Origin of the sequence: Bifidobacterium asteroides (assembly GCF_009683175.1) — a bacterium.
Taxonomy (GTDB): domain Bacteria; phylum Actinomycetota; class Actinomycetes; order Actinomycetales; family Bifidobacteriaceae; genus Bombiscardovia; species Bombiscardovia asteroides_H.
This window is the reverse complement of the sequence record NZ_WKKW01000002.1, coordinates 63,818-82,747: the sequence shown is the minus strand read 5'-3', so window position 1 is coordinate 82,747 and position 18,930 is coordinate 63,818. Positions and strand designations below refer to the sequence as shown.

Genomic DNA, 18,930 nt, shown 5'->3' with positions numbered 1-18,930 from the left:
AGACAGTCGAGTAGGCTGGAACCATGAGCGATGAACACAGTGATGGAACTTCCCGCCTGGATGTGCCCGAACACCTGCGGTATTCCCAGGATCATGTCTGGATCGACCCCAGTCAATCCCCGGCGCCCATGGGCGTGACCGAGTATGCGGCGGACCAGCTGGGAGACCTGGTTTTTCTGGACCTGCCCGAGACCGGCACCCACGTCGATGCCGGCGATGAGGTCATTGAGCTGGAGTCCTCCAAGGCTGTTGAGCCGGTGGTCTGCCCGGTGGCAGGCACCATCGCCTACGTCAACAGGGCAGCCTCGGACGATCCGGAGGTCATCAACTCCGACCCCTATGGGGAAGGCTGGATAGCCAAGATCGACCTGGAGGACGATGAGCCTGATCTGATGAGCGCCGAGGAGTACGGTCAGTTGCTGAAGAGCCTGAACTGACGGTCGGGTTATGACCAGGCGATCCGGCCGTAATGAAAGGCCCCTGCGGGTCCGGTCGGTCAGTACCACCTTCGATTCGGCCGCGCCCGGTGAAGGCATCGAGAGCAGACCGGCCCCGGTGCGCCTGCTGCGGCGACTGATTACCGGCGCCTTCGACCTCTGGGTGGGGCTGTCCATCAATATGACCGGCCGTCTGGGCTGGTCGGCCGACGTCCAGCCATATGTGGGTTACGGTACCGAGTCATACTCCCGGCTGATATGCCGTACCATTCTGACCGACGGCCGCAGACGTGGGGATCCGGCCATGCGGGGCATCCGCGGTCTGCTGACCGTACCCGCACCCAGGACCAGGGTCAGGCTGGCCATTGACAGCACGGCCATCGGGAGGGTTCAGGTGGGTGACTCCTCGGTCTACGATGCCGTCGATCCCAGCCGCAGCCTGAGTGCGGATGCGGTCTTCTCCGACCGATCGGGCTACCTGGATCTGGTGGCCGAGCATCGGCTGACCCCAGGCGTGCACCGGGTCTCCTACCAGGTGCGGGGCCGTCGGCCCGTCGACGCGCCTTTATACATCGTGCCCGGTCAGGCTCCTGTCGGCCTCATATCGGACGTGGACGACACCATCATGATCAGCCAGGTGCCCAATCATTGGAAGGCTGCCTGGAACCTGCTCCTGTCGAATCCGCACCGCCGGTCCTCGGTGCCGGGCATGGCCGTGCTCTACAACCGCATCCGCGACCTGGACCCCCGGATGCCTTTCTTCTATCTGTCGGCCTCGCCCTGGAATGTGGAGGGATCCATACGCGGCTTCATCCGCGACCACGGCTTTCCGGCGGGCCCCCTGCTGCTGCGGGATCTGGACCCCAGACCCAAGACCTTTGTGCCCTCAATCGTGCAGCACAAGATGGAGTTCATCCGTCAGCTCATGGCCGACTTTCCCAAGATGCGCTTCGTGCTCATGGGCGACGACGGGCAGAGCGACCCCTCCACCTTCGCCCAGGTGGTACGGCAGTATCCGGGCCGGGTGCTGGCCATCGGCATCCGTCAGCTGAGTCCCCAGGAGACCGGGCTGGGAGCCTTGGTCAAACGCACTGCCACACAGCCGGTGCCGGTGACGGAGGTACCGGTCTTCTACGGGACCACGGGTGCCAATCTGATGCGAACCCTGCTGCCCTATCTGCGTCGTCGCGCCCGAATATAATCGCCCCATGAGTTTTTCGGCCGTCAATTCCGCGCCCCCTCGTGCACAGCGCCGTCCCACCGATCGTTGCTTCCATGGGGATCACTTCCTGGATCCCTACGAGTGGATGCGCGACCGGGAGGATCCCGCCACCAAGGCCTACGTGCGTGACCAGAACCGTTACTGCCGGGAACGGCTTGCCGGTCAGGAGGGTTTGCGGACCACCCTGCTCAAGGAGTTCACCGACAGGGTACAGCAGACCGACATGTCGGTGCCCACCCGGATGCATGGCTACTGGTACTTCTCCCGGACGCTCAAGGGCCAGGAGTATGGGGTGCAGTGCCGCCTGCCGGTGCGCGACCAGAACGACTGGGACCCTCCTGCCGTCCAGTCCGATGCAGCGCCTGGATCCATGCCGGGCGAGGAGGTCATCTTCGACGCCAACGCCGAGGCCAAGGGGCATGACTTCTTCTCCTTGGGCTGCCTGGACCTGAGCGCCGACGGCCGGTGGATGCTCTATGGACTGGACACCAGGGGCAACGAGCGCTACGACCTGCGTATCCGCGATCTGACAGACGGCCGAGACCTGCCTGACCGGATCGACCAGGTCTCCTCCGGGGCAGTGCTGACCCCTGACGGTCAATGGGTCTTCTACACCGGCCTGGACAAGGCCTGGCGTCCGGACACGGTCTGGCGGCATAAGGTGGGTACTTCGGCCGACCAGGATGTCATGGTCTATAAGGAGGACGATGAGCGCTTCTGGGTGGGGTTGGGCCTGAGCTACGACGAATCCGCCATGCTGATTGCCACCGGGTCCAAGACCACCAGCGAGGTGCTCATGCTGGATCTGAAGGATCCACAGGGCGAGTTTGTGTCCTTGATCCCCCGCAAGGAGGGGGTCGAGTACGACATCAGCCTGGCCCGGTTCGAAAATGCCGGTCCGGCGGGGGAGGACCTGCCGGTGGCCGTGGTCTACCACAATGTGAACAACCCCAACTTCGAGGTGGATCTGATTGATCTGCGCAGCCACCGTCCGCCTTTCCGTCTGGGAGAAGGGGTGCGGCTGGCCCAGGGCAGCCCCTATGGTTGCGAGCGCTCCGGAGACCTGGCCTCCCTGCCGCCCGAGAAGCCCTATCGGGATCCGGGCAATCCCGCCATCCTCCAGGGCGCTCGCGGACTGGGCATCGAGGGGCTGGGCATCCACCGTAGCTTCGTGGTCCTGACCTACCGGGCCGACAGCCTGCCCCACATGGCTGTAATCGCCAAGGACCAGGCCCTGGAGGATCTGCGGGCGGGCCGACCCTGGCGCTTCCGCGAGGTCCTGCCCGACCAAGGGAGGGAGGGCATTGACCGTCTCTACAGCATCGGTCCCACGGACAACCCCTCCTACCAGGCCCCTGGTCTGCGCTACATCCGGGGTAGTTATGGAACCCCGGCTGAGCTGCGGGAGCTGGATCCGGTCCGGGGCGTGGACCGACTACTCAAGCGGGCCCGTGTTCTGGGCGACTTCAGACCCGAGCGTTACGCCGAGCGTCGAATTCTGGTCCGGGTCAGGGATGGAGCCCTGGTGCCGGTCTCCCTGGTCTGGCGGCGGGGCATGCATCCGGGGCTGGATGCCAGCGGGAGGACCGGGCCGGATGACACGGTCATCCAGGCCCCCGACCATCCCGAGCGCCGTCCCTGGCCGGACCATGATCCGGACAGGTCCGCGCCCATGTTCATCACCGGGTATGGAGCCTACGAGATCAGCCAGGACCCCGGTTTCTCCACAGGTCGGCTCAGCCTGCTGGACCGAGGCGTGCTCTACGCCGTCCCCCATGTGCGCGGCGGCGGGGAGATGGGCCGTGCCTGGTACGAGCAGGGCCGTCGGCTGCACAAGATCAACACGTTCCTGGACTTCATAGACGTGACCGCCGCACTGCAGGCTCAGGGCTGGGCGGATCCCCGTCATACCGTGGCCAATGGCGGGTCGGCCGGCGGGCTGTTGATGGGGGCTGTAGCCAATATGGCTCCCCAGCTCTATGCCGGCATCGAGGCGGATGTGCCCTTCGTGGACGCGCTGACCAGCATCCTGGACCCGGACCTGCCGCTGACCGTGACTGAATGGGACGAGTGGGGAGACCCCCTGCATGATCAGCAGGTCTACCGGTACATGCGCTCCTACTCGCCCTACGAGAACGTTCCTGATGCTGATGGCAGGCGCCGGCTCTTCGGCAGCGACCACTTCCCCGCCATCCTGGTGACCACATCCATGAACGACACGCGCGTGCTCTACGTGGAACCACTCAAGTGGGTGGCCAGGCTGCAGGAGCCGCAGGTGGGGGCCGATGCGCTGATCAGGATCGAGGTCCAGGCGGGCCATGGGGGCATCAGCGGACGTTACCGGCAGTGGGAGGAACTGGCCTTCGAGAACGCCTGGTGCCTGTCCATCATGGTCTGTCCGGGATTCGGTCGGGGTCATGAAAGCGGCTCGGCTGGCTCGTTATGCTCGGGGTATGACAAATAGCAAGCAGAAGACATATCACATTGCGGTCATTGCCGGTGACGGCATTGGCAAGGAGATCGTTCCCCAGGCTCAGGCCGTCCTGGAAAAGGTGACCCGGGGCAAGGCTGATATCCGTTATGAAGACTTCGATCTGGGCGCTGAGCGTTATCTGCGTGATGGAGCCGTTCTGCCCGACGAGGATCTGGACCGGCTCAAGCAGCAGGATGCCATCCTCCTGGGGGCCATCGGCGACCCCCGCATCAAGGCCGGCATCCTGGAGCGGGGACTACTGCTCAAAATGCGTTTCGAGTTGGATCAGTATGTCAATCTGAGGCCTTCCAAGCTCTACAAGGGCGTGGTGTCGCCCCTGGCCAACCCGGGCGACATCGACTTCGTGGTCGTGCGGGAGGGCACCGAGGGGCTCTATGCCGGGGCCGGCGGCTCCATTCGCCGGGGCACTCCCCAGGAGGTGGCTACCGAGGTCTCCATCAACACCGCTTACGGGGCGGAACGGGTCATCCGCTACGCCTTCCAGCTGGCCATGAAGCGTCGCCGCCGCCTGACACTGGTCCATAAGAAGAACGTGCTGACCAATGCGGGAGACATGTGGCAGCGACTGGTCGACCATGTGGGCCAGGAGTATCCCGATGTGGAGCGCGAGTATCTGCACATCGACGCCTCCACCATATTCATGGTGACCGAGCCCAGTCGCTTCGACGTGATCGTGACCGACAACCTCTTCGGCGACATCCTCACGGACGAGGCGGGAGCTGTGGTGGGCGGCGTGGGTTACTCGGCCTCCGGCTGCATCAACGCCTCGGGCACCTACCCATCCATGTTCGAGCCCATCCACGGGTCCGCTCCCGACATCGCCGGCAAGGGGATCGCCAACCCCACGGCAGCCATCCTCTCGGCGGGTATGCTCCTGGACCATCTGGGCTTCGAGGAGGAGGCGGCCAGCATTGAGCGGGCCGTGGAGGATGACATCGAGCGCTCCGGCTCCACCCAGAGGAGCACCGAGCAGATCGGCAGGGATATTCTTGCCCGTCTGTGATCGGGCCGGTTGGCGGTTAGACTGGAAGGCATGACTATGGATGATGCCCCCCAGCCGGACGACCGGCAGCCCAGCGATACGCCGACAGGGAATCCTGGCTTCGGCTCCTCCCCGTCACCGCAGAAACCGCCCGAGCATCGGGAGCCCGCCGGTGGGAATGCTCCTGCCGGGGCGGCTGACGGTCAGCGGCAGGCTCAGGGTTATCCTGCTGGTCATGATGCTGGCGTCGGGAATCAGAGCCCCTATCAGGCCGGTCAGTATTCCTCCGGTCAGAACCCTTATGGTGGGTATCCGACCGGTCAGAGGGCCAATGCCGGATACCCGTGCGCCCCCCAGAATGGCGGCCAATATCCAGGGGCCTATCAGGCAGGGCCCTACTGGCCCAATCAGTATCCGACCGCCGGTTATCCAACCGGTCAGCAATATCCAACCGGTCAGCAATATCCTGCTGGACAGTATTCCGGTGGCCGGTATCCTGGCGGTCAGAATCCTGGCGGTCAGTATCCTCAAAGGCCATATCAGCCGGGACCGGGCTATCCCGGCCAGTATCCGTCCGGCCAATACCCGCCGAGTGGGTACCCGGGAAATCAATACCCGGCAGGCCCGTATCCCGGCAATCAGTATCCTGGCGGGCCGTATCCGCCGCAGACCTCCATGCCCTGGCCCTACCCGGGCATGCCCCAGGGCGGTTACCCCGGGGCTGTCCCCAACGGCAGTGGGCCCTATCCCATATCGCCTACCCCGCACAGCAAGCTTGCAGCCGGTCTGCTCAGCATCTTTCTGGGCTGCTTCGGCGTGGGCAACTTCTACCTGGGCAGGACCGGGCGGGGCGTGGCCCAGCTCATGCTCACACTGATCGGCTTCCCCTTCTTCTTCATCGGGCCGACTATCGCCATAATCTGGGGGCTTATCGAAGGCATCCTGATTCTGACATCCTCGACCGGCTCCTTCTGGCATCGTGACGCACGCGGATGGGAACTGACGGATTGAATCCGGCCCGTCTGCGCGGCGTCGGCAAGCAGATGGGCGGCAAACTGGCGGCCGTAACCCTGACCCTGGGCCGGGGATCCGACTCCCGCCCGTTCATCGCCTCATGCAGGATTGACGGCGATTTCTTCACGGAGCCAGCCCCGGCAGCCTCTCAGGAATCCGCGGGGAATCATGGGCCTGTATTCCGGCTGGAATCCGCAATCTGTGACCTCCCGTTGCCCTTGGACCCTGGTCTGGCTCTGGAAAGGCTGGACAGGGTCATGGCAGAAGGGGACGGTCAACGGGTGGTCGGTGTGTCCCCACGGACCCTGGTGACCGCGCTGGAGCGTGCCCTGCCGGATGGGCTGGTCATTCGCAGACAAGGCGATCCAGACCAACTCTCGTCAGCGCCGGGCCAGCCCTCTTCCAGGCAGTCCCAACCGGATGAGGCCGAATGCCGCCGCCGTTGGTCCGACCTGGAGTTGGACCTGATCAGGGACCGTCCACGGCAGCCGGTCATGCAGATGGCCATGGACCAGGCTCTCAATGACGCCGTGGCCCAGGGCCGGCTGCCGCCCACCCTGCGCATCTGGAACTGGGCGGCGCCGGCGGTGATCCTGGGGCGTTTCCAGTCCCTGAGCCGGGAGGTCCACGTCGAGCGGGCACGCACTCTGGGATTCACCCTGGTTCGCCGCTGCACAGGCGGTGGCACCATGGTCATTCAGCCCGACCGGGCCATCACCTATTCCCTCTATCTGCCCTTGGACTTCGTCAAAGGGGCCGACCTGATCGACTCCTACCGTATCTGCGATTATTGGCTGGTTCGTGGTCTGCGCATGCAGGGGATTCAGGCCGGCTGGCAGGGCATGAATGACATCGCCTCCCCACGCGGCAAGATGGGTGGCGCCGCCCAGCGCAGGCTGCCGGCAGGCTCCCGCGGACCGGGCGGACTGCTCCACCACACCACGCTTTCCTATTCCGTGGATGCCGATCTGATGGCCCAGGTGCTCAACGTGGACCCGGAGAAATTCCATGACAAGGCCGTGACCTCGGTCAGAAGCCGGGTGGACCCCATCGACAGGCAGACCGGTCTGTCCCGTCAACCCCTGATCGATGCCCTTCTGGACACCCTGCCCTCCCTGGTGGCGGATCTGCGCACATCCAGTCCGGCGCCCGAGGTCGAGCAGCGGGCCCGCACTCTGGCCCGGCATCGCTACGGCCGTGAGGAGTGGACCGCACAGATTGCCTGACCAAAAAAGTGGGTTGATGCGTGTGGGTATAATCGTGCTCAGTCGCGTCGAACCCGGCGTGAGGTCATCAACCATGCGTGAGTCGGTGCAGACCCGCCAGACATGGCGAAAAGGAGTGCGGAGTATGGCGGTTCACAAGCCCAACGAGATTCCCGATGACGGGAATGCCCTCCGGCAGACCGCCCTATTCAAACAAGTGCCCAGGCAGGACGCCGACCAGCTTTTGGACAGCATGCACGAGTCCACTTACGCCAAGGGGTCCACGGTCTTTCGACAGGGGGATACCGATCACCGCATGTATCTGCTGGAGGAGGGCAGGGTCAAGCTGGTCCGCCAGTCGCCCGACCGCCGCATCCAGCTGCTCAGCATCCACGGGCGTGGGGAGATCCTGGGCGAGATTCCCGTCTTTGACCCATCCGGCGGGCCGCGTACCGCCTCGGCAGTGGTCATGGTCAACAAGACCAAGGTGGCAGCCCTGGACCACGATGCCCTCTTCGACTGGCTCAACCAGCATCCCAAGGTGGCTGTGGATATGCTTCAGGTGCTGGCCCACCGCCTGCGGACCGACAACGAGCGCATCTCCGACCTGGTCTTCCTGGATGTGCCGGCCCGACTGGCCAAGACCCTGTTGGATCTGGCCACACGCTTCGGCGAACCCTTCGAGCAGGGGCTGATGGTCCCCTACGATCTGACTCAGGAGGAGCTGGCCCAGCTGGTTGGCGCTTCACGAGAGACCGTCAACAAGGCCCTGATGGACTTCTCCAACCGGGGGTGGATCTCTCGCAAGGGCCGCACCATCATCATTTTCCAGCCCGGACCGCTGATTCGACGCTCGCGTATGTGAACGCCACTGTTCGGTAGAGCCGACGGCCTAGGATGGAGACCATGCCCGAACAAAAGAAATCCATGTCGGTCAGGCGCTTCTTCACGCTGCTGCTGGCTTACCTCATCTTCTGCGTCGCAGGTGGCGTGGTGGTCTCTGGTTTCCTGTTCCCCGCTGTCTTCGGCATCAACGCCGCCTCCAGGAATCTGATGCCTGCCCTGAAGACGGACAACATCGACTTCAACGTCAACGATCTGCCCCAGCAGTCCCGGCTCTACGCCTCCGACGGGCATACGGTCATCGCCACCTTCTATGCGCAAAACAGGATCGTGGTACCCATCAAGGACGTCTCCGACTATATGCAGAAGGCCGTGGTGGCCCGCGAGGACCGTCGTTTCTTCGAGCATGCCGGCGTGGACACCCAGGGCGTGCTCAGGGCTTTCATCCAGACCTACATCAAGCAGGGTGACACCCAGGGCGGCTCCTCCCTGACCCAGCAGTATGTCAAAAACGTGCTCATGAGCCAGGCTGAGGAAAACAACGACCCCATCGCCGAGTACCACGCCCAGGAGGAGACCATAGCCCGCAAGATGCGCGAGATGCTGATCGCGGTGCAGATGGAGAAGAAGTACTCCAAGGCCGAGATTCTTCAAGGGTATTTGAATATAGCCCAGTTCGGCACCAACGTCTACGGGGTCGAGTCGGCAGCCAGGCGCTACTTCAGCAAGTCGGCCAAGGACCTGGACCCGGGCGAGGCCGCCACCATAGCCGCCGTGACCAAGAATCCCGCCCGCTTCGACCCAACCGTCAACATCAAGGCCTCCCAGGAGCAGCGGGACATCGTCCTGGATCTGATGCGCCAGGAGAATTACATCACCCAGCGCCAGTATGACGAGGACAAGGCCAAGCCTCTGGACCAGATGCTGCACGTGCAGTCGGTCGATGCCGGATGCCAGGCGGCTGGAGACGCAGCCTTCTTCTGCGATTACGTGACCAAGCAGATCCTCAACTCCAAGGAGTTCGGCAAGAGCCAGGAGGAGCGCAACAAGCTCCTCAAGGAGGGCGGCCTGGATATATACACCACCATGGACGTCAACGCCAACGCAGCGGCCATGAAGGCGGCCCGGGACACCATCCCCGTGGATGATCGAAGCGGCTTCGAGGTCACGATAGCCTCCATCCGCCCGGGCACCGGTGAGGTCCTGGGCTTCGGCATCAACCGCATCTACGATGCCACCCAGAACTCGGGCGGCGGCACACGCACGGCCATCAACTATGCCGTGGATCAGGTCGACGGCGGCGGCTGGGGCTTCCCTGTGGGATCCACCTGGAAGCCCATAAACCTGGTGTCCTGGATGAAGGCCGGCAAATCCATCAACCAGCCCCTGCGCACCTCCACCAGCTACCCGCAGACCTCCTTCGCCTGCAAGATGGCGGACGGTACCCCCTACGGGTTCGGCGCCGGCAGTTGGCATGTGGAGAACTCCGGCGGCGGCACCACATCGCCGGAGTCCCCCCTGCAGGGTCTGGTGCGCTCGCACAACACCACCCAGGCCTCCATGGCCCAGCAGATCGGTCTGTGCACCATAGCCGATACGGCCAAGGAGATGGGCTACCACAATTCCCCCAAGGACCAGATGGACATCCACTCGGTCAACACCTTCCAGCCGCCCATGGTCATCGGTGCGGTCCAGGCCTCCCCGCTGACCATGGCCAACGTCTATGCCACCATCGCCGCCAAGGGCGTGGCCTGCAGCCCCATAGCCATGACCAAGGTGATCGACAAGAACGGCAAGTCCGTCAAGGTCCCCAAGGCCAACTGCCATCAGGCCATCGATCCGGGCATCGCCGAGACCGCCGCCTACGCACTCAACCAAGGCGTCGTCCAGCCCGGAGGCGAGGCGTCCACGACCCAGCTGGACGGGGGACGCAAGACCTTTGCCAAGACCGGCACCCACGAGGACAAGTACATGCTGACCGGCGGATTCGTGCCCCAGGTTGCCGCCTTCGTCACCGTGGGCAATGCGGAGGGTCAGGTCTCCTTCACCAACAGGACCATCAACGGACGGTCCATGCACACCTGGTACGGCATGTATATCGCCACCCCGGCCTGGAAGGACTTCATGAATACCTACCTGGCCGCAGCCAATATCCAGCCGGACAACTCCTATGGCAATCCCGATCCCCGGTTCACTGGCGGGGTCCAGCAGCCTCAGCTGTCTCAGCCGTCCCAGCAACGGTCCTCGGGCAGACAGCGGCAGACCTACCGTCACAGCCAGGGGGGACAACAGGGCAACCAGGGGACCAGTCAGGACCAGTCGCAGACGGTGGATTCGCCGGAGGACTAGGGCCTGTGCCTACAATGGAGACCATGAGGGATTCGTCAACGGGCGGACCACGAGGGGTGCGGCCGCCCGCCGGGAGAGGCAGGAACTGATGGTCCAGGAATATTCAGAGCTGGATGACAAGGCCCCTCAGGCCGACGGCCGGGTCAAGGAGGATCAGGCGATGCCGGGGCCGGTGAGCGGCTCCGGCAGGCTGGATGTGTCCAAACCGATCTGGCCCTTCGAGCCGGGTGCCGCTGACGGAAAGAAAAAGACCGGCAAGGCTGCCAAGGGGGTCAAATCGGCCAAGAAGGGCAAGAAAGACAAGAGGGTCAAAAAGGCTGGGAAATCAAAATCAGACAGAAGGCATGAGATGGCCCTGCCTGCGCTCTTCCAGCCCATGGAACTGCGCGACCAGCATATCCGCAACAGGATCTGGATGCCGCCCATGGACACCTATTCGGCCCTTCGGCACGACGGGGTTCCTACCAACTTCCACTACCAGCACTATGTGTCCCGGGCCCTGGGCGGCTTCGGAGTCGTCATCGGGGAGGCCACGGCCGTCAATCCCCAAGGGCGGATTTCGCCCTGCGATGTGGGACTGTGGAACGACGAGCAGACCAGGGCCTGGCAGGGCATCGTCCGTGATGTCAAGGCCGCTGGGGCGGTGCCCATCGTCCAGCTCAACCACTCGGGGCGCAAGGGCTCCTCCGGGTGCTCCTCCATGGGCTACATCAACGCCACCGTGCCTGTGGCCGAGGGCGGCTGGCAGCCTGTGGGCCCCAGCCCCATCGCCTTTGGCAGGATGGCGGTACCGGTCCAGCTCTCACGGGCTCAGATAGCTTCCATTGTGGCCGACTTCCGTTCCGCTGCCGTGCGAGCCGTCCAGGCCGGCTTCCTGGGAGTGGAGCTGCATGCCGCCCACGGCTACCTGCTCTCCCAATTCCTCGATCCCCTGGTCAACCGACGCAACGACGAGTATGGGGGCGACCTGTCCGGCAGGATGCGCCTGCTGATCCAGGTGACCGATGCCGTGCGCGAGGTCATTCCTTCGGGGATGCCCCTGCTGGTGCGCATGTCCGCCACCGACTGGGCCACTGGCGGATGGGGCCTGGACGAGACCATCCGCACTGCCAAGGTGCTCAAGCTGCACGGGGTGGACCTGATTGACGTTTCCACCGGGGGTCTGGTGCCGGGTGTGAAGATTCCGGCCGCTCCCAACTACCAGGTGCCCTTCTCCTACCAGGTGCGCAGCCAGGTGCTGATTCCAACCACGGCGGTGGGGCTGATCACCAAGCCCAGGCAGGCCGATCGGATTGTGCGCAAGGGTCTGGCCGATGCGGTCGAGATCGGTCGAGCCAGCCTGCGCGACCCCTACTGGCCTCTCAGGGCCGCCTACAAACTGGGGCTGTCCGCTCAGCAGGCCCCCTACCCTGAGCCTTACCGGCGCGGGGCCTACGGCATCGCACGCTGAGAGCGGCCATGGACGTTGTTCGTGGCGGAGCAGGGACCATTGTGGTCATGCCCACCTACCAGGAGGCTGACAACATTGGGGTGACCCTCCCTCGGCTCTTGGATTGCTGCCCCGAGGTCGATGTCCTGGTCGTCGACGACAACTCACCGGACGGCACCGGTGCCCTGGCCGAGGATATGGCCGGTCGCAACCCTCGCGTGCACGTCCTCCATCGGCATGCCCGCCGCGGGTTGGGTCCAGCCTACGTGCAGGGGTTCCGCTGGTCGCTGGAACAGGGCTATGACCTGATCTGCGAGATGGACATGGACGGCTCCCATCGGCCCCAGGATCTGGCCAGAATGCTGGCTGTGGCACGAGGCCATGCACATCCGGGCCTGGTCATCGGCTCGCGCCGGGTGTGTGGAGGACGCACTCAAGATTGGCCCTGGTATCGGGATCTGATCTCCCGTGCGGGATCCTGGTATGCCCGCACCGCCCTGGGATCCTCGGTAAGGGACATGACCGCCGGCCTGCGGGTCTATCGAGCGGACGTGTTGAGGCGGATCGATCTGGGAAGGGTCCGATCCAGCGGCTACGTCTTCCAGGTGGATATGCTGCGTCGGGTCCAGGCCATGGGCGTCAGCGTGGTCGAAGTGCCCATAGTCTTCGTGGAGCGGGTTCGCGGCAGCTCGAAGATGGATGCCGGGATCGTTCTGGAGGCCATGGTCCAGGTGACCCTGTGGGGGCTTGAACGGTTGACCCGTCGAAACTGACATTGGCTCACATTCGTGTTCGCTTTCATGAGCGACCCAGTAGGCCTTATTCGAGTCCCAGGGGATAAATTACGCCTTGATGAATGGATTCCTGTAAAAGCTTCGGCAGGCCTCAGGCGTATGGAAGAATGGTCCCAGTAACTGAGAAACGTCGATTTTTCGCCTATGTTTTGTGGTGGCGACCGCAGTCCGATAGCCGGCTTGCCAATTTGGGCGAATGTGTGCGATAATGTTCGAATGATATCGTCACAACGCCAACACTTGATATTGAACCGGTTGCGTACTCGTGGCGCAGTCCGTATCACCGCCCTCTCCAAGGAGCTGGGGGTCTCCGCCATGACCATCCGCCGGGACATTGCCGACCTGGCGGACAAGGGCCTGCTCAAGAGGGTCCACGGAGGGGCCGTCACCACCAGCTCGCTTCTGGCTGAGCCGCTCTTCTCGGTCAAGTCGCAGATGGATATGGGCCTCAAGGACACCATCGCCCGTCGCGCCATCGACTACGTCTCCCCGGGCGACGTCATCGCCATCGGGGGAGGGACCACGGCCTATGTCTTCGCCCAGCACCTGCTGGAGAGCCGCCAGTGCGCCGGCGTGACCCTGCTGACCAACTCCATACCCGTGGCCGAACTGGTCCAGGCCATGGAAAGCAAGGATGTGGAGGTCATCGTCACCGGCGGCGTCATCACCCGGTCCAACTCCCTGGTAGGCCCCATCGCAGACAAGGTCATCGCCTCTCTGCGGGTCAACACGGTCTTCCTGGGGACCCACTCGGTCTCCATACCACGCGGCTTCCTGATGCCCAACTCCCTGGAGGCGGCCACTGATATGGCCCTGATGGACATCGCCGACCGGACCATCATCCTGACCGACCACACCAAGTGGAGCTGCACCTCCCTGTCCCTGTTCGCCTCCTTCGACCAGGTGGACACCGTCATCACCGACGACCAGCTGGACCAGGAGTCGGCCGAGGCAACCCGGTCCCTGGTCAAGCGGCTGGTCCTGGTCCCGGTCAACCCCGAGGAAGGCCAGGCTCAAGAGGGTTCTTCCGACGTGCCTAAGGCCGATGCCGGGAAAGCAGCCCAGATTCAATGAACGACCGGTCACACAGGGGTGCGCAGGTTGCCATAGCGGGTTGCCATGGATTGTCAATCATCACGGACGATGAAGGAGCAGCATGAAGTCAGAGCAGTATGTCCCCCAACGGTATGTTCCCGGCGACTATGCCAGGGGGCACATCCGCATCACCCCCACCAGACTGGCCGACGGGCGTCGGTTCTTCTACCTGGACGATGATCCCGAGTATGTATCCGGCCGCAGGACCAGGCGTCTGGACGATCCTCGTCCGCTGACCGACCGGTTCGCCCCGCACCGGGATCAGGAGGGCAGGACGGTGCCCTTCCAGCCGCCGCAGATGCGCCGGGACCCTCTGACCGGAGACTGGATCCCCATGGCCACGGCCCGGATGAACCGGCCCATCACCGCCGGGCCACAGGCCACTGCCAAGGGCAACCCCCTGGCCGCCAGAAAGCCCGGAGACCCCTACCAGGATGGGGAGATCCCCGATGTGGACTACAACGTGGCGGTCTTCGAGAACCGCTTCCCCTCCATGATGCAGGTGCCCAATATGCAGGCGGCCGACCAGCCATCCCTGGTGGACGGCAATCCTCTCTGGCCGGTGCGCGAGGCCAACGGACGCTGCGAGGTGGTCTGCTTCGACCCTGACGAGCATGCACTCCCTGCCGATCTGCCGGTCTCGCGTCTGCGGACGGTGGTGGAGGCCTGGGCCTTCCGGACTGCAGAGATCTCGGCCATGGAGGGCATCGAACAGATCTTCCCCTTCGAGAACCATGGACAGGAGATCGGCGTCTCCCTTGCCCACCCCCACGGACAGATCTACTGCTATCCCTTCATCGCCCCCCGCCTTGAGCAGGAGCTGAGGCAGTGCGCCGCCTACCGGGAACGCACCGGCGGCAACCTCCTGGCGGACATCCTCAAGGCCGAGCTGGACTCCGGTCGACGGGTCGTCTTCCGCAACGCCACCTGGGTGGCCTATGTGCCCGCCGCCGCCCGCTGGCCCCTGGAGGTCCACATGGCCCCCGTGCGCGACGGAATCCTGAACCTGGACCAGCTGAACGACCAGGAGCGCTGGGATCTGGCCGTCATGTATTCCACCCTGCTCAAGCGGGGCAATGCCTTCTTCGACAAGGGAGACGGCAGGGGGATGGATCTGCCCTACATCGCCGCCTGGCACCAGGCCCCGCTGCACGATCCGCGGCGGGAAGACTACCGGCTCAACCTGCAGTTCTTCTCCTTCCGCCGTGCCGTGGACAAAATCAAGTATCTCGCCGGGTCCGAGTCAGGCATGGCCGCCTGGGTGTCGGACACCACCCCTGAGCGGATCGCCGACCGATTCCGCCAGCTGGGGCCCCTGGACCTGGAGAATGGAGAGAATCAATGACGACGACAGTCCAATTCATACAGGCCTGGACCCAGGGCGCTGACGGCCAAGGGGCCACCAAGGCCCGCGAGCTCTTCCAGAAGGTCTATGGCGGGGACCCCCAGGGTGTCTGGAGCGCCCCCGGCCGGGTCAATCTGATCGGTGAGCACACGGATTACAACGCCGGGCTCTGCCTGCCCATCGCCCTGCCCAACCGTACCTATGTGGCCGCCAGCCCCAGGACGGACAGCCGGGTCCGCCTGGTCTCCACCATGGATCCGGAGCATCCGGTCCAGGCTGACCTGGATGGTCTCCAGGCCCGGGGGGTGGGCGGCTGGGCGGCCTATCCGGTCGGGGTGGCCTGGGCCCTGCAGCGGGACGGCTTCCCCCAGGTTCAAGGGTTCGACCTGGCCCTGGCCTCCTGCGTGCCCGTGGGGTCCGGGTTGAGCTCCTCGGCGGCCATGACCTGTGCCGTGGCCCTGGCTCTGGATGACCTGTTCGGTCTGGGGCTGGGCGGTGACGAGGCTGGTCGGGTCAGGCTGATCCAGGCCGCCATCACGGCTGAGAACGATATGGCCGGCGCTTCCACCGGCGGCATGGATCAGAGCGCCGCCATGCGGTGTCGATCCGGCTGTGCCCTGCGGCTGGACTGCCGGCCGGAGCTGGATGCCATGAGCAACGTGCGCCAGGTTCCCTTCGACCTGCAGGCTGCGGGCCTGGAGCTGCTGGTCGTCGATACCCGGGCCCAGCACCAGCTCAACGATGGTCAATATGATAAGCGGCGGGCAACATGCGAGCAGGCCGCACACCTGCTGGGGGTGGCCAACCTGCGCCGGGTGGCAGATCAGGTCAATGGGGCCGCTGATCCTCCATCCGCCCTGGCTGCCCTGCTGGAGCAGCTGCCTGATGAGACCATGCGTCGGCGGGTCCGCCATGTCATCAGCGAGATAGGACGGGTGGACCGCTTCATCGAGGCCTTCGGCAGGAGCGATTATGTCCTGGCCGGCCGCCTGTTCAACGCCTCCCATGATTCCCTGAGGGACGACTACGAGGTCACCTGCCCGGAGTTGGATGAGGCCGTTGACGCGGCACGTCAGGGTGGAGCTTATGGGGCTCGCATGACCGGCGGCGGGTTCGGAGGGTCCATCATCGCCCTGGCTGACGCCGGCAAGGGCTCCGATATTGCCCGTGACATTGCCGAACGATTCGCCTCCAAGGGATTCAAGGCCCCAAGGGCTCTGATTGCTCTGCCCTCCTCTTCGGCCACACGCGAATCCTGAATCAGGCTGCAGACCTCTACGACCCCGCTTCTCCCGGCGCTCCTCTAAGCTGGGGGAGCGGGGTCCCGGTTTTCAGGGGGACCGGTCAAGGGTGAGGTGGATGAGGAGGACGGCCATGGACAAGGCGATCATCACGGTGGTGGGCAAGGATGCCATAGGCATCATCGGCAAGGTCTGCACAGACCTCTCCCAGCAGGGGGTCAATGTGCTGGATATTTCGCAGACGATTCTGGACGGCTTCTTCACCATGATGATGATTGTGGACTGCACCGCCTGCAGGGATGATTTCGATGCGCTGAGCCAGAGGATGGAATCTTTGGGAGAGGATATCGGAGTCTCCATCCGCTGCCAGCGCGAGGAGATTTTCACCAGGATGCACCGGGTCTGAGGAGGCAGCCATGATCACACGCGACGAGGTCCTGGAGACCAACGACATGATTGACCGGGAGCGCCTGGACGTGCGCACCATAACCATGGGCATCAGTCTGCTGGATTGTGTGAGCGGGGATGTGGACATGCTCTGTCGGAACATCCATCGCAAGATCGTCTCCCTGGCCGGCGACCTGGTGTCCACTGGGGACTCAATCGCCCGCGAGTACGGCATTCCCATCGTCAACAAGCGCATCACCGTCACTCCCATATCTCTGGTGGCTGCCGGAGCCTGCCACACCGTGGAGGACTATGTGGCTGTGGCCAAGGTCCTGGACCGCTCGGCCCAGGAGGTCGGGGTCAACCTGATCGGCGGCTATTCGGCCCTGGTCGGTAAGGGCATGACCCCGGCCGAGCGGCTCTTGATCAAGTCCCTGCCCAGGGCACTGAGCCAGACGGAACGGGTCTGTGCCAGCGTCAACGTGGGCTCCACCAGAACGGGCATCGACATGGACGCTGTAGCCCTGATGGGCCGGGTCGTCAAGGCCACTGCCGAGAGCACCGCCGACTCGGACAGCTCCGGCTGCACCAAGCTGGTGGTCTTCTGCAACGCTCCGGACGACAACCCCTTCATGGCCGGCGGTTTCCATGGGGTCAGCCAGGGGTCGGCCGTCATCAACGTGGGGGTCTCCGGACCCGGTGTGGTCAAGACCGCCTTGGAATCAGCCAAGGGAGCCGACTTCGGGCAGCTCTGCGAGACCATCAAGCGCACGGCCTTCAAGATCACCCGGGTGGGGCAGCTGGTGGCCCAGGAGGCCAGCCGTCGCCTGGACGTGCCCTTCGGGATCATCGACCTGTCCCTGGCGCCCACCCCGGCGGTGGGGGACTCGGTGGGCGAAGTCCTGCAGACCATGGGCCTGGAGCAGGTGGGCGCACCGGGGACCACTGCGGCCCTGGCCATCCTCAACGATCAGGTCAAGAAGGGCGGCATCATGGCTTCCAGCTCGGTGGGCGGGCTGTCCGGGGCCTTTATTCCCGTATCCGAGGACGCCGCCATGATCCAGGCTGCGCAAGAGGGGAGCCTGACCCTGGAGAAGCTTGAGGCCATGACCTGCGTCTGTTCGGTGGGGCTGGACATGATTCCCATCCCCGGGGACACTTCCGCGGAATCCATCTCCGGCCTTATCGCCGACGAGGCGGCCATTGGCATGATCAATCAGAAGACCACCGCTGTCCGAGTCATTCCTGTCATCGGCAAGCAGGTGGGCGAATGGGCCGAGTTCGGCGGGCTCATGGGCGGTGGGCCGGTCGTGCCTGTCAATACCCGCTCATGTGCCGACTTCGTCAACCGGGGCGGACACATCCCAGCGCCCATTCACAGTTTCAAGAACTGAGCGCGCTCGCGGGGTTCAGCGGCCGCCTTGGAATCCCAGCTGCCGCCAGGCCTCGTAGATGGCGATGGAGGCGCAGTTGGTCAGGTTCAGGCTGCGCAGGCTGGGCCGCATGGGCAGCCTGACCTGTTCGGCCACATGAGGGCCGGCCATGATGTCCATGGGGTCGGGGATGTCGCCCGGCTCGGGGCCGAACAGGAGGATGTCGTCCGGCCGGTAGTCGACTTCGGTGTAGAGCTTGTCAGCGTGGGCGGTGAAGGCGATGATCCGGCTGTCAGGCATGGAGCGGACCAGGTCGTCGAAGTCCGGGTGCAGGACCACGTGGGCCATGTCGTGGTAGTCCAGGCCGGCCCGGCGCAGCTTGGTGTCTTTGAGGTTGAAGCCTAGGGGCTCTATCAGGTGCAGGATGGTGCCGGTCACGGCGCACAGGCGGATGGCCGAGCCGGTGTTGCCGGGGATCCGCGGCGAGTAATAGCATAGGTGGGGCGTGGAGGTCTTGACCCGGCTGGCCTGATCGGCCTTCATCATGGCATCCACCACGGAGATGGGGTTGCCATGGGCGTCAGTGACCAGCTCGTCGGGACCATAATTCGATTTGCGGTATCCATACTCGTACATGCTTTCGACGGCCTTCGACGGGTCGCCGGACCGCTCCTGCTCCTGCCTGTTCATGAGGCCAACCTACCGTCGCCAAACGACAGA

17 protein-coding genes are annotated in these 18,930 nt (G+C 64.3%); 15 read left to right on the top strand and 2 right to left on the bottom strand.

Translation table 11 applies throughout. From position 1 onward, the window contains the following. Positions 1–23 precede the first annotated feature (23 nt). The 4 genes from gcvH to GKC41_RS04360 are packed head-to-tail and all read left to right on the top strand — an operon-like array spanning position 24 to position 5,156. On the top strand, positions 24–437 hold the full coding sequence (gcvH, locus tag GKC41_RS04375; RefSeq protein WP_045935082.1) for a glycine cleavage system protein GcvH: 414 nt from the start codon (positions 24–26) through the stop codon (positions 435–437). A gap of 10 nt (positions 438–447) precedes the next feature. Continuing rightward, complete coding sequence (locus GKC41_RS04370) at positions 448–1,638, top strand: App1 family protein (RefSeq protein ID WP_154313139.1); 1,191 nt, start codon at positions 448–450, stop codon at positions 1,636–1,638. Positions 1,639–1,645: 7 nt separating this feature from the next. After that, complete coding sequence (locus tag GKC41_RS04365) at positions 1,646–4,123, top strand: S9 family peptidase (protein ID WP_229281623.1); 2,478 nt, start codon at positions 1,646–1,648, stop codon at positions 4,121–4,123. Beyond that, positions 4,113–5,156 carry a 3-isopropylmalate dehydrogenase gene (locus tag GKC41_RS04360; protein ID WP_154313138.1) on the top strand — a complete coding sequence of 348 codons (1,044 nt, stop codon included), beginning with the start codon at positions 4,113–4,115 and terminating at the stop codon, positions 5,154–5,156. Before GKC41_RS04365 ends, GKC41_RS04360 begins: the two co-directional genes overlap by 11 nt. A gap of 114 nt (positions 5,157–5,270) precedes the next feature. On the opposite strand, the gene GKC41_RS04355 is transcribed toward GKC41_RS04360, so the two are convergent. After that, positions 5,271–5,717: a hypothetical protein gene (locus tag GKC41_RS04355; protein WP_154313137.1), complete on the bottom strand. Its 447-nt coding sequence runs from the start codon at positions 5,715–5,717 to the stop codon at positions 5,271–5,273. A 93-nt stretch (positions 5,718–5,810) separates the two neighbouring features. Here GKC41_RS04355 and GKC41_RS04350 point away from each other — a divergent pair, with 93 nt between their 5' ends. From GKC41_RS04350 to GKC41_RS04300, 11 genes are all read left to right on the top strand, one after another. Continuing rightward, positions 5,811–6,146 (top strand): TM2 domain-containing protein, encoded by a 336-nt coding sequence (locus GKC41_RS04350; protein ID WP_154313136.1) that lies wholly within the window; start codon positions 5,811–5,813, stop codon positions 6,144–6,146. Continuing rightward, on the top strand, positions 6,128–7,375 hold the full coding sequence (locus tag GKC41_RS04345) for a lipoate--protein ligase family protein (protein ID WP_154313135.1): 1,248 nt from the start codon (positions 6,128–6,130) through the stop codon (positions 7,373–7,375). Before GKC41_RS04350 ends, GKC41_RS04345 begins: the two co-directional genes overlap by 19 nt. 124 nt (positions 7,376–7,499) lie before the next feature. Beyond that, positions 7,500–8,219, top strand: a complete 720-nt coding sequence (locus tag GKC41_RS04340) for a Crp/Fnr family transcriptional regulator (RefSeq protein WP_045935086.1) — start codon at positions 7,500–7,502, stop codon at positions 8,217–8,219. A gap of 41 nt (positions 8,220–8,260) precedes the next feature. Then, a complete protein-coding gene (locus GKC41_RS04335) occupies positions 8,261–10,546 on the top strand; it encodes a transglycosylase domain-containing protein (RefSeq protein WP_229281622.1) in 2,286 nt (761 codons plus the stop codon). 88 nt (positions 10,547–10,634) lie between these two features. Further along, a complete protein-coding gene (locus GKC41_RS04330) occupies positions 10,635–11,996 on the top strand; it encodes an NADH:flavin oxidoreductase/NADH oxidase (protein ID WP_154313134.1) in 1,362 nt (453 codons plus the stop codon). Positions 11,997–12,004: 8 nt separating this feature from the next. After that, the gene (locus GKC41_RS04325; protein WP_154313133.1) at positions 12,005–12,748 is read left to right on the top strand and encodes a polyprenol monophosphomannose synthase; all 744 of its coding nucleotides are present in this window, start codon (positions 12,005–12,007) and stop codon (positions 12,746–12,748) included. 219 nt (positions 12,749–12,967) lie between these two features. Next, entirely contained in the window at positions 12,968–13,843 is an 876-nt protein-coding gene (locus GKC41_RS04320) for a DeoR/GlpR family DNA-binding transcription regulator (protein ID WP_324612038.1), read from the top strand. 82 nt (positions 13,844–13,925) lie between these two features. Further along, positions 13,926–15,209, top strand: coding sequence for a galactose-1-phosphate uridylyltransferase (galT, locus tag GKC41_RS04315; protein ID WP_154313131.1), 1,284 nt, complete (start codon positions 13,926–13,928; stop codon positions 15,207–15,209). After that, positions 15,206–16,468 carry a galactokinase gene (gene galK, locus GKC41_RS04310; protein ID WP_154313130.1) on the top strand — a complete coding sequence of 421 codons (1,263 nt, stop codon included), beginning with the start codon at positions 15,206–15,208 and terminating at the stop codon, positions 16,466–16,468. The genes galT and galK overlap by 4 nt, the downstream gene beginning before the upstream one ends. 115 nt (positions 16,469–16,583) lie before the next feature. Continuing rightward, positions 16,584–16,856, top strand: coding sequence for an ACT domain-containing protein (locus GKC41_RS04305; protein ID WP_015021435.1), 273 nt, complete (start codon positions 16,584–16,586; stop codon positions 16,854–16,856). Between the two features lie 10 nt (positions 16,857–16,866). Next, entirely contained in the window at positions 16,867–18,231 is a 1,365-nt protein-coding gene (locus GKC41_RS04300) for a PFL family protein (RefSeq protein WP_154313129.1), read from the top strand. 15 nt (positions 18,232–18,246) lie between these two features. On the opposite strand, the gene GKC41_RS04295 is transcribed toward GKC41_RS04300, so the two are convergent. Further along, a complete protein-coding gene (locus GKC41_RS04295; protein WP_154313128.1) occupies positions 18,247–18,900 on the bottom strand; it encodes a tRNA (cytidine(34)-2'-O)-methyltransferase in 654 nt (217 codons plus the stop codon). Positions 18,901–18,930: the final 30 nt, after the last annotated feature.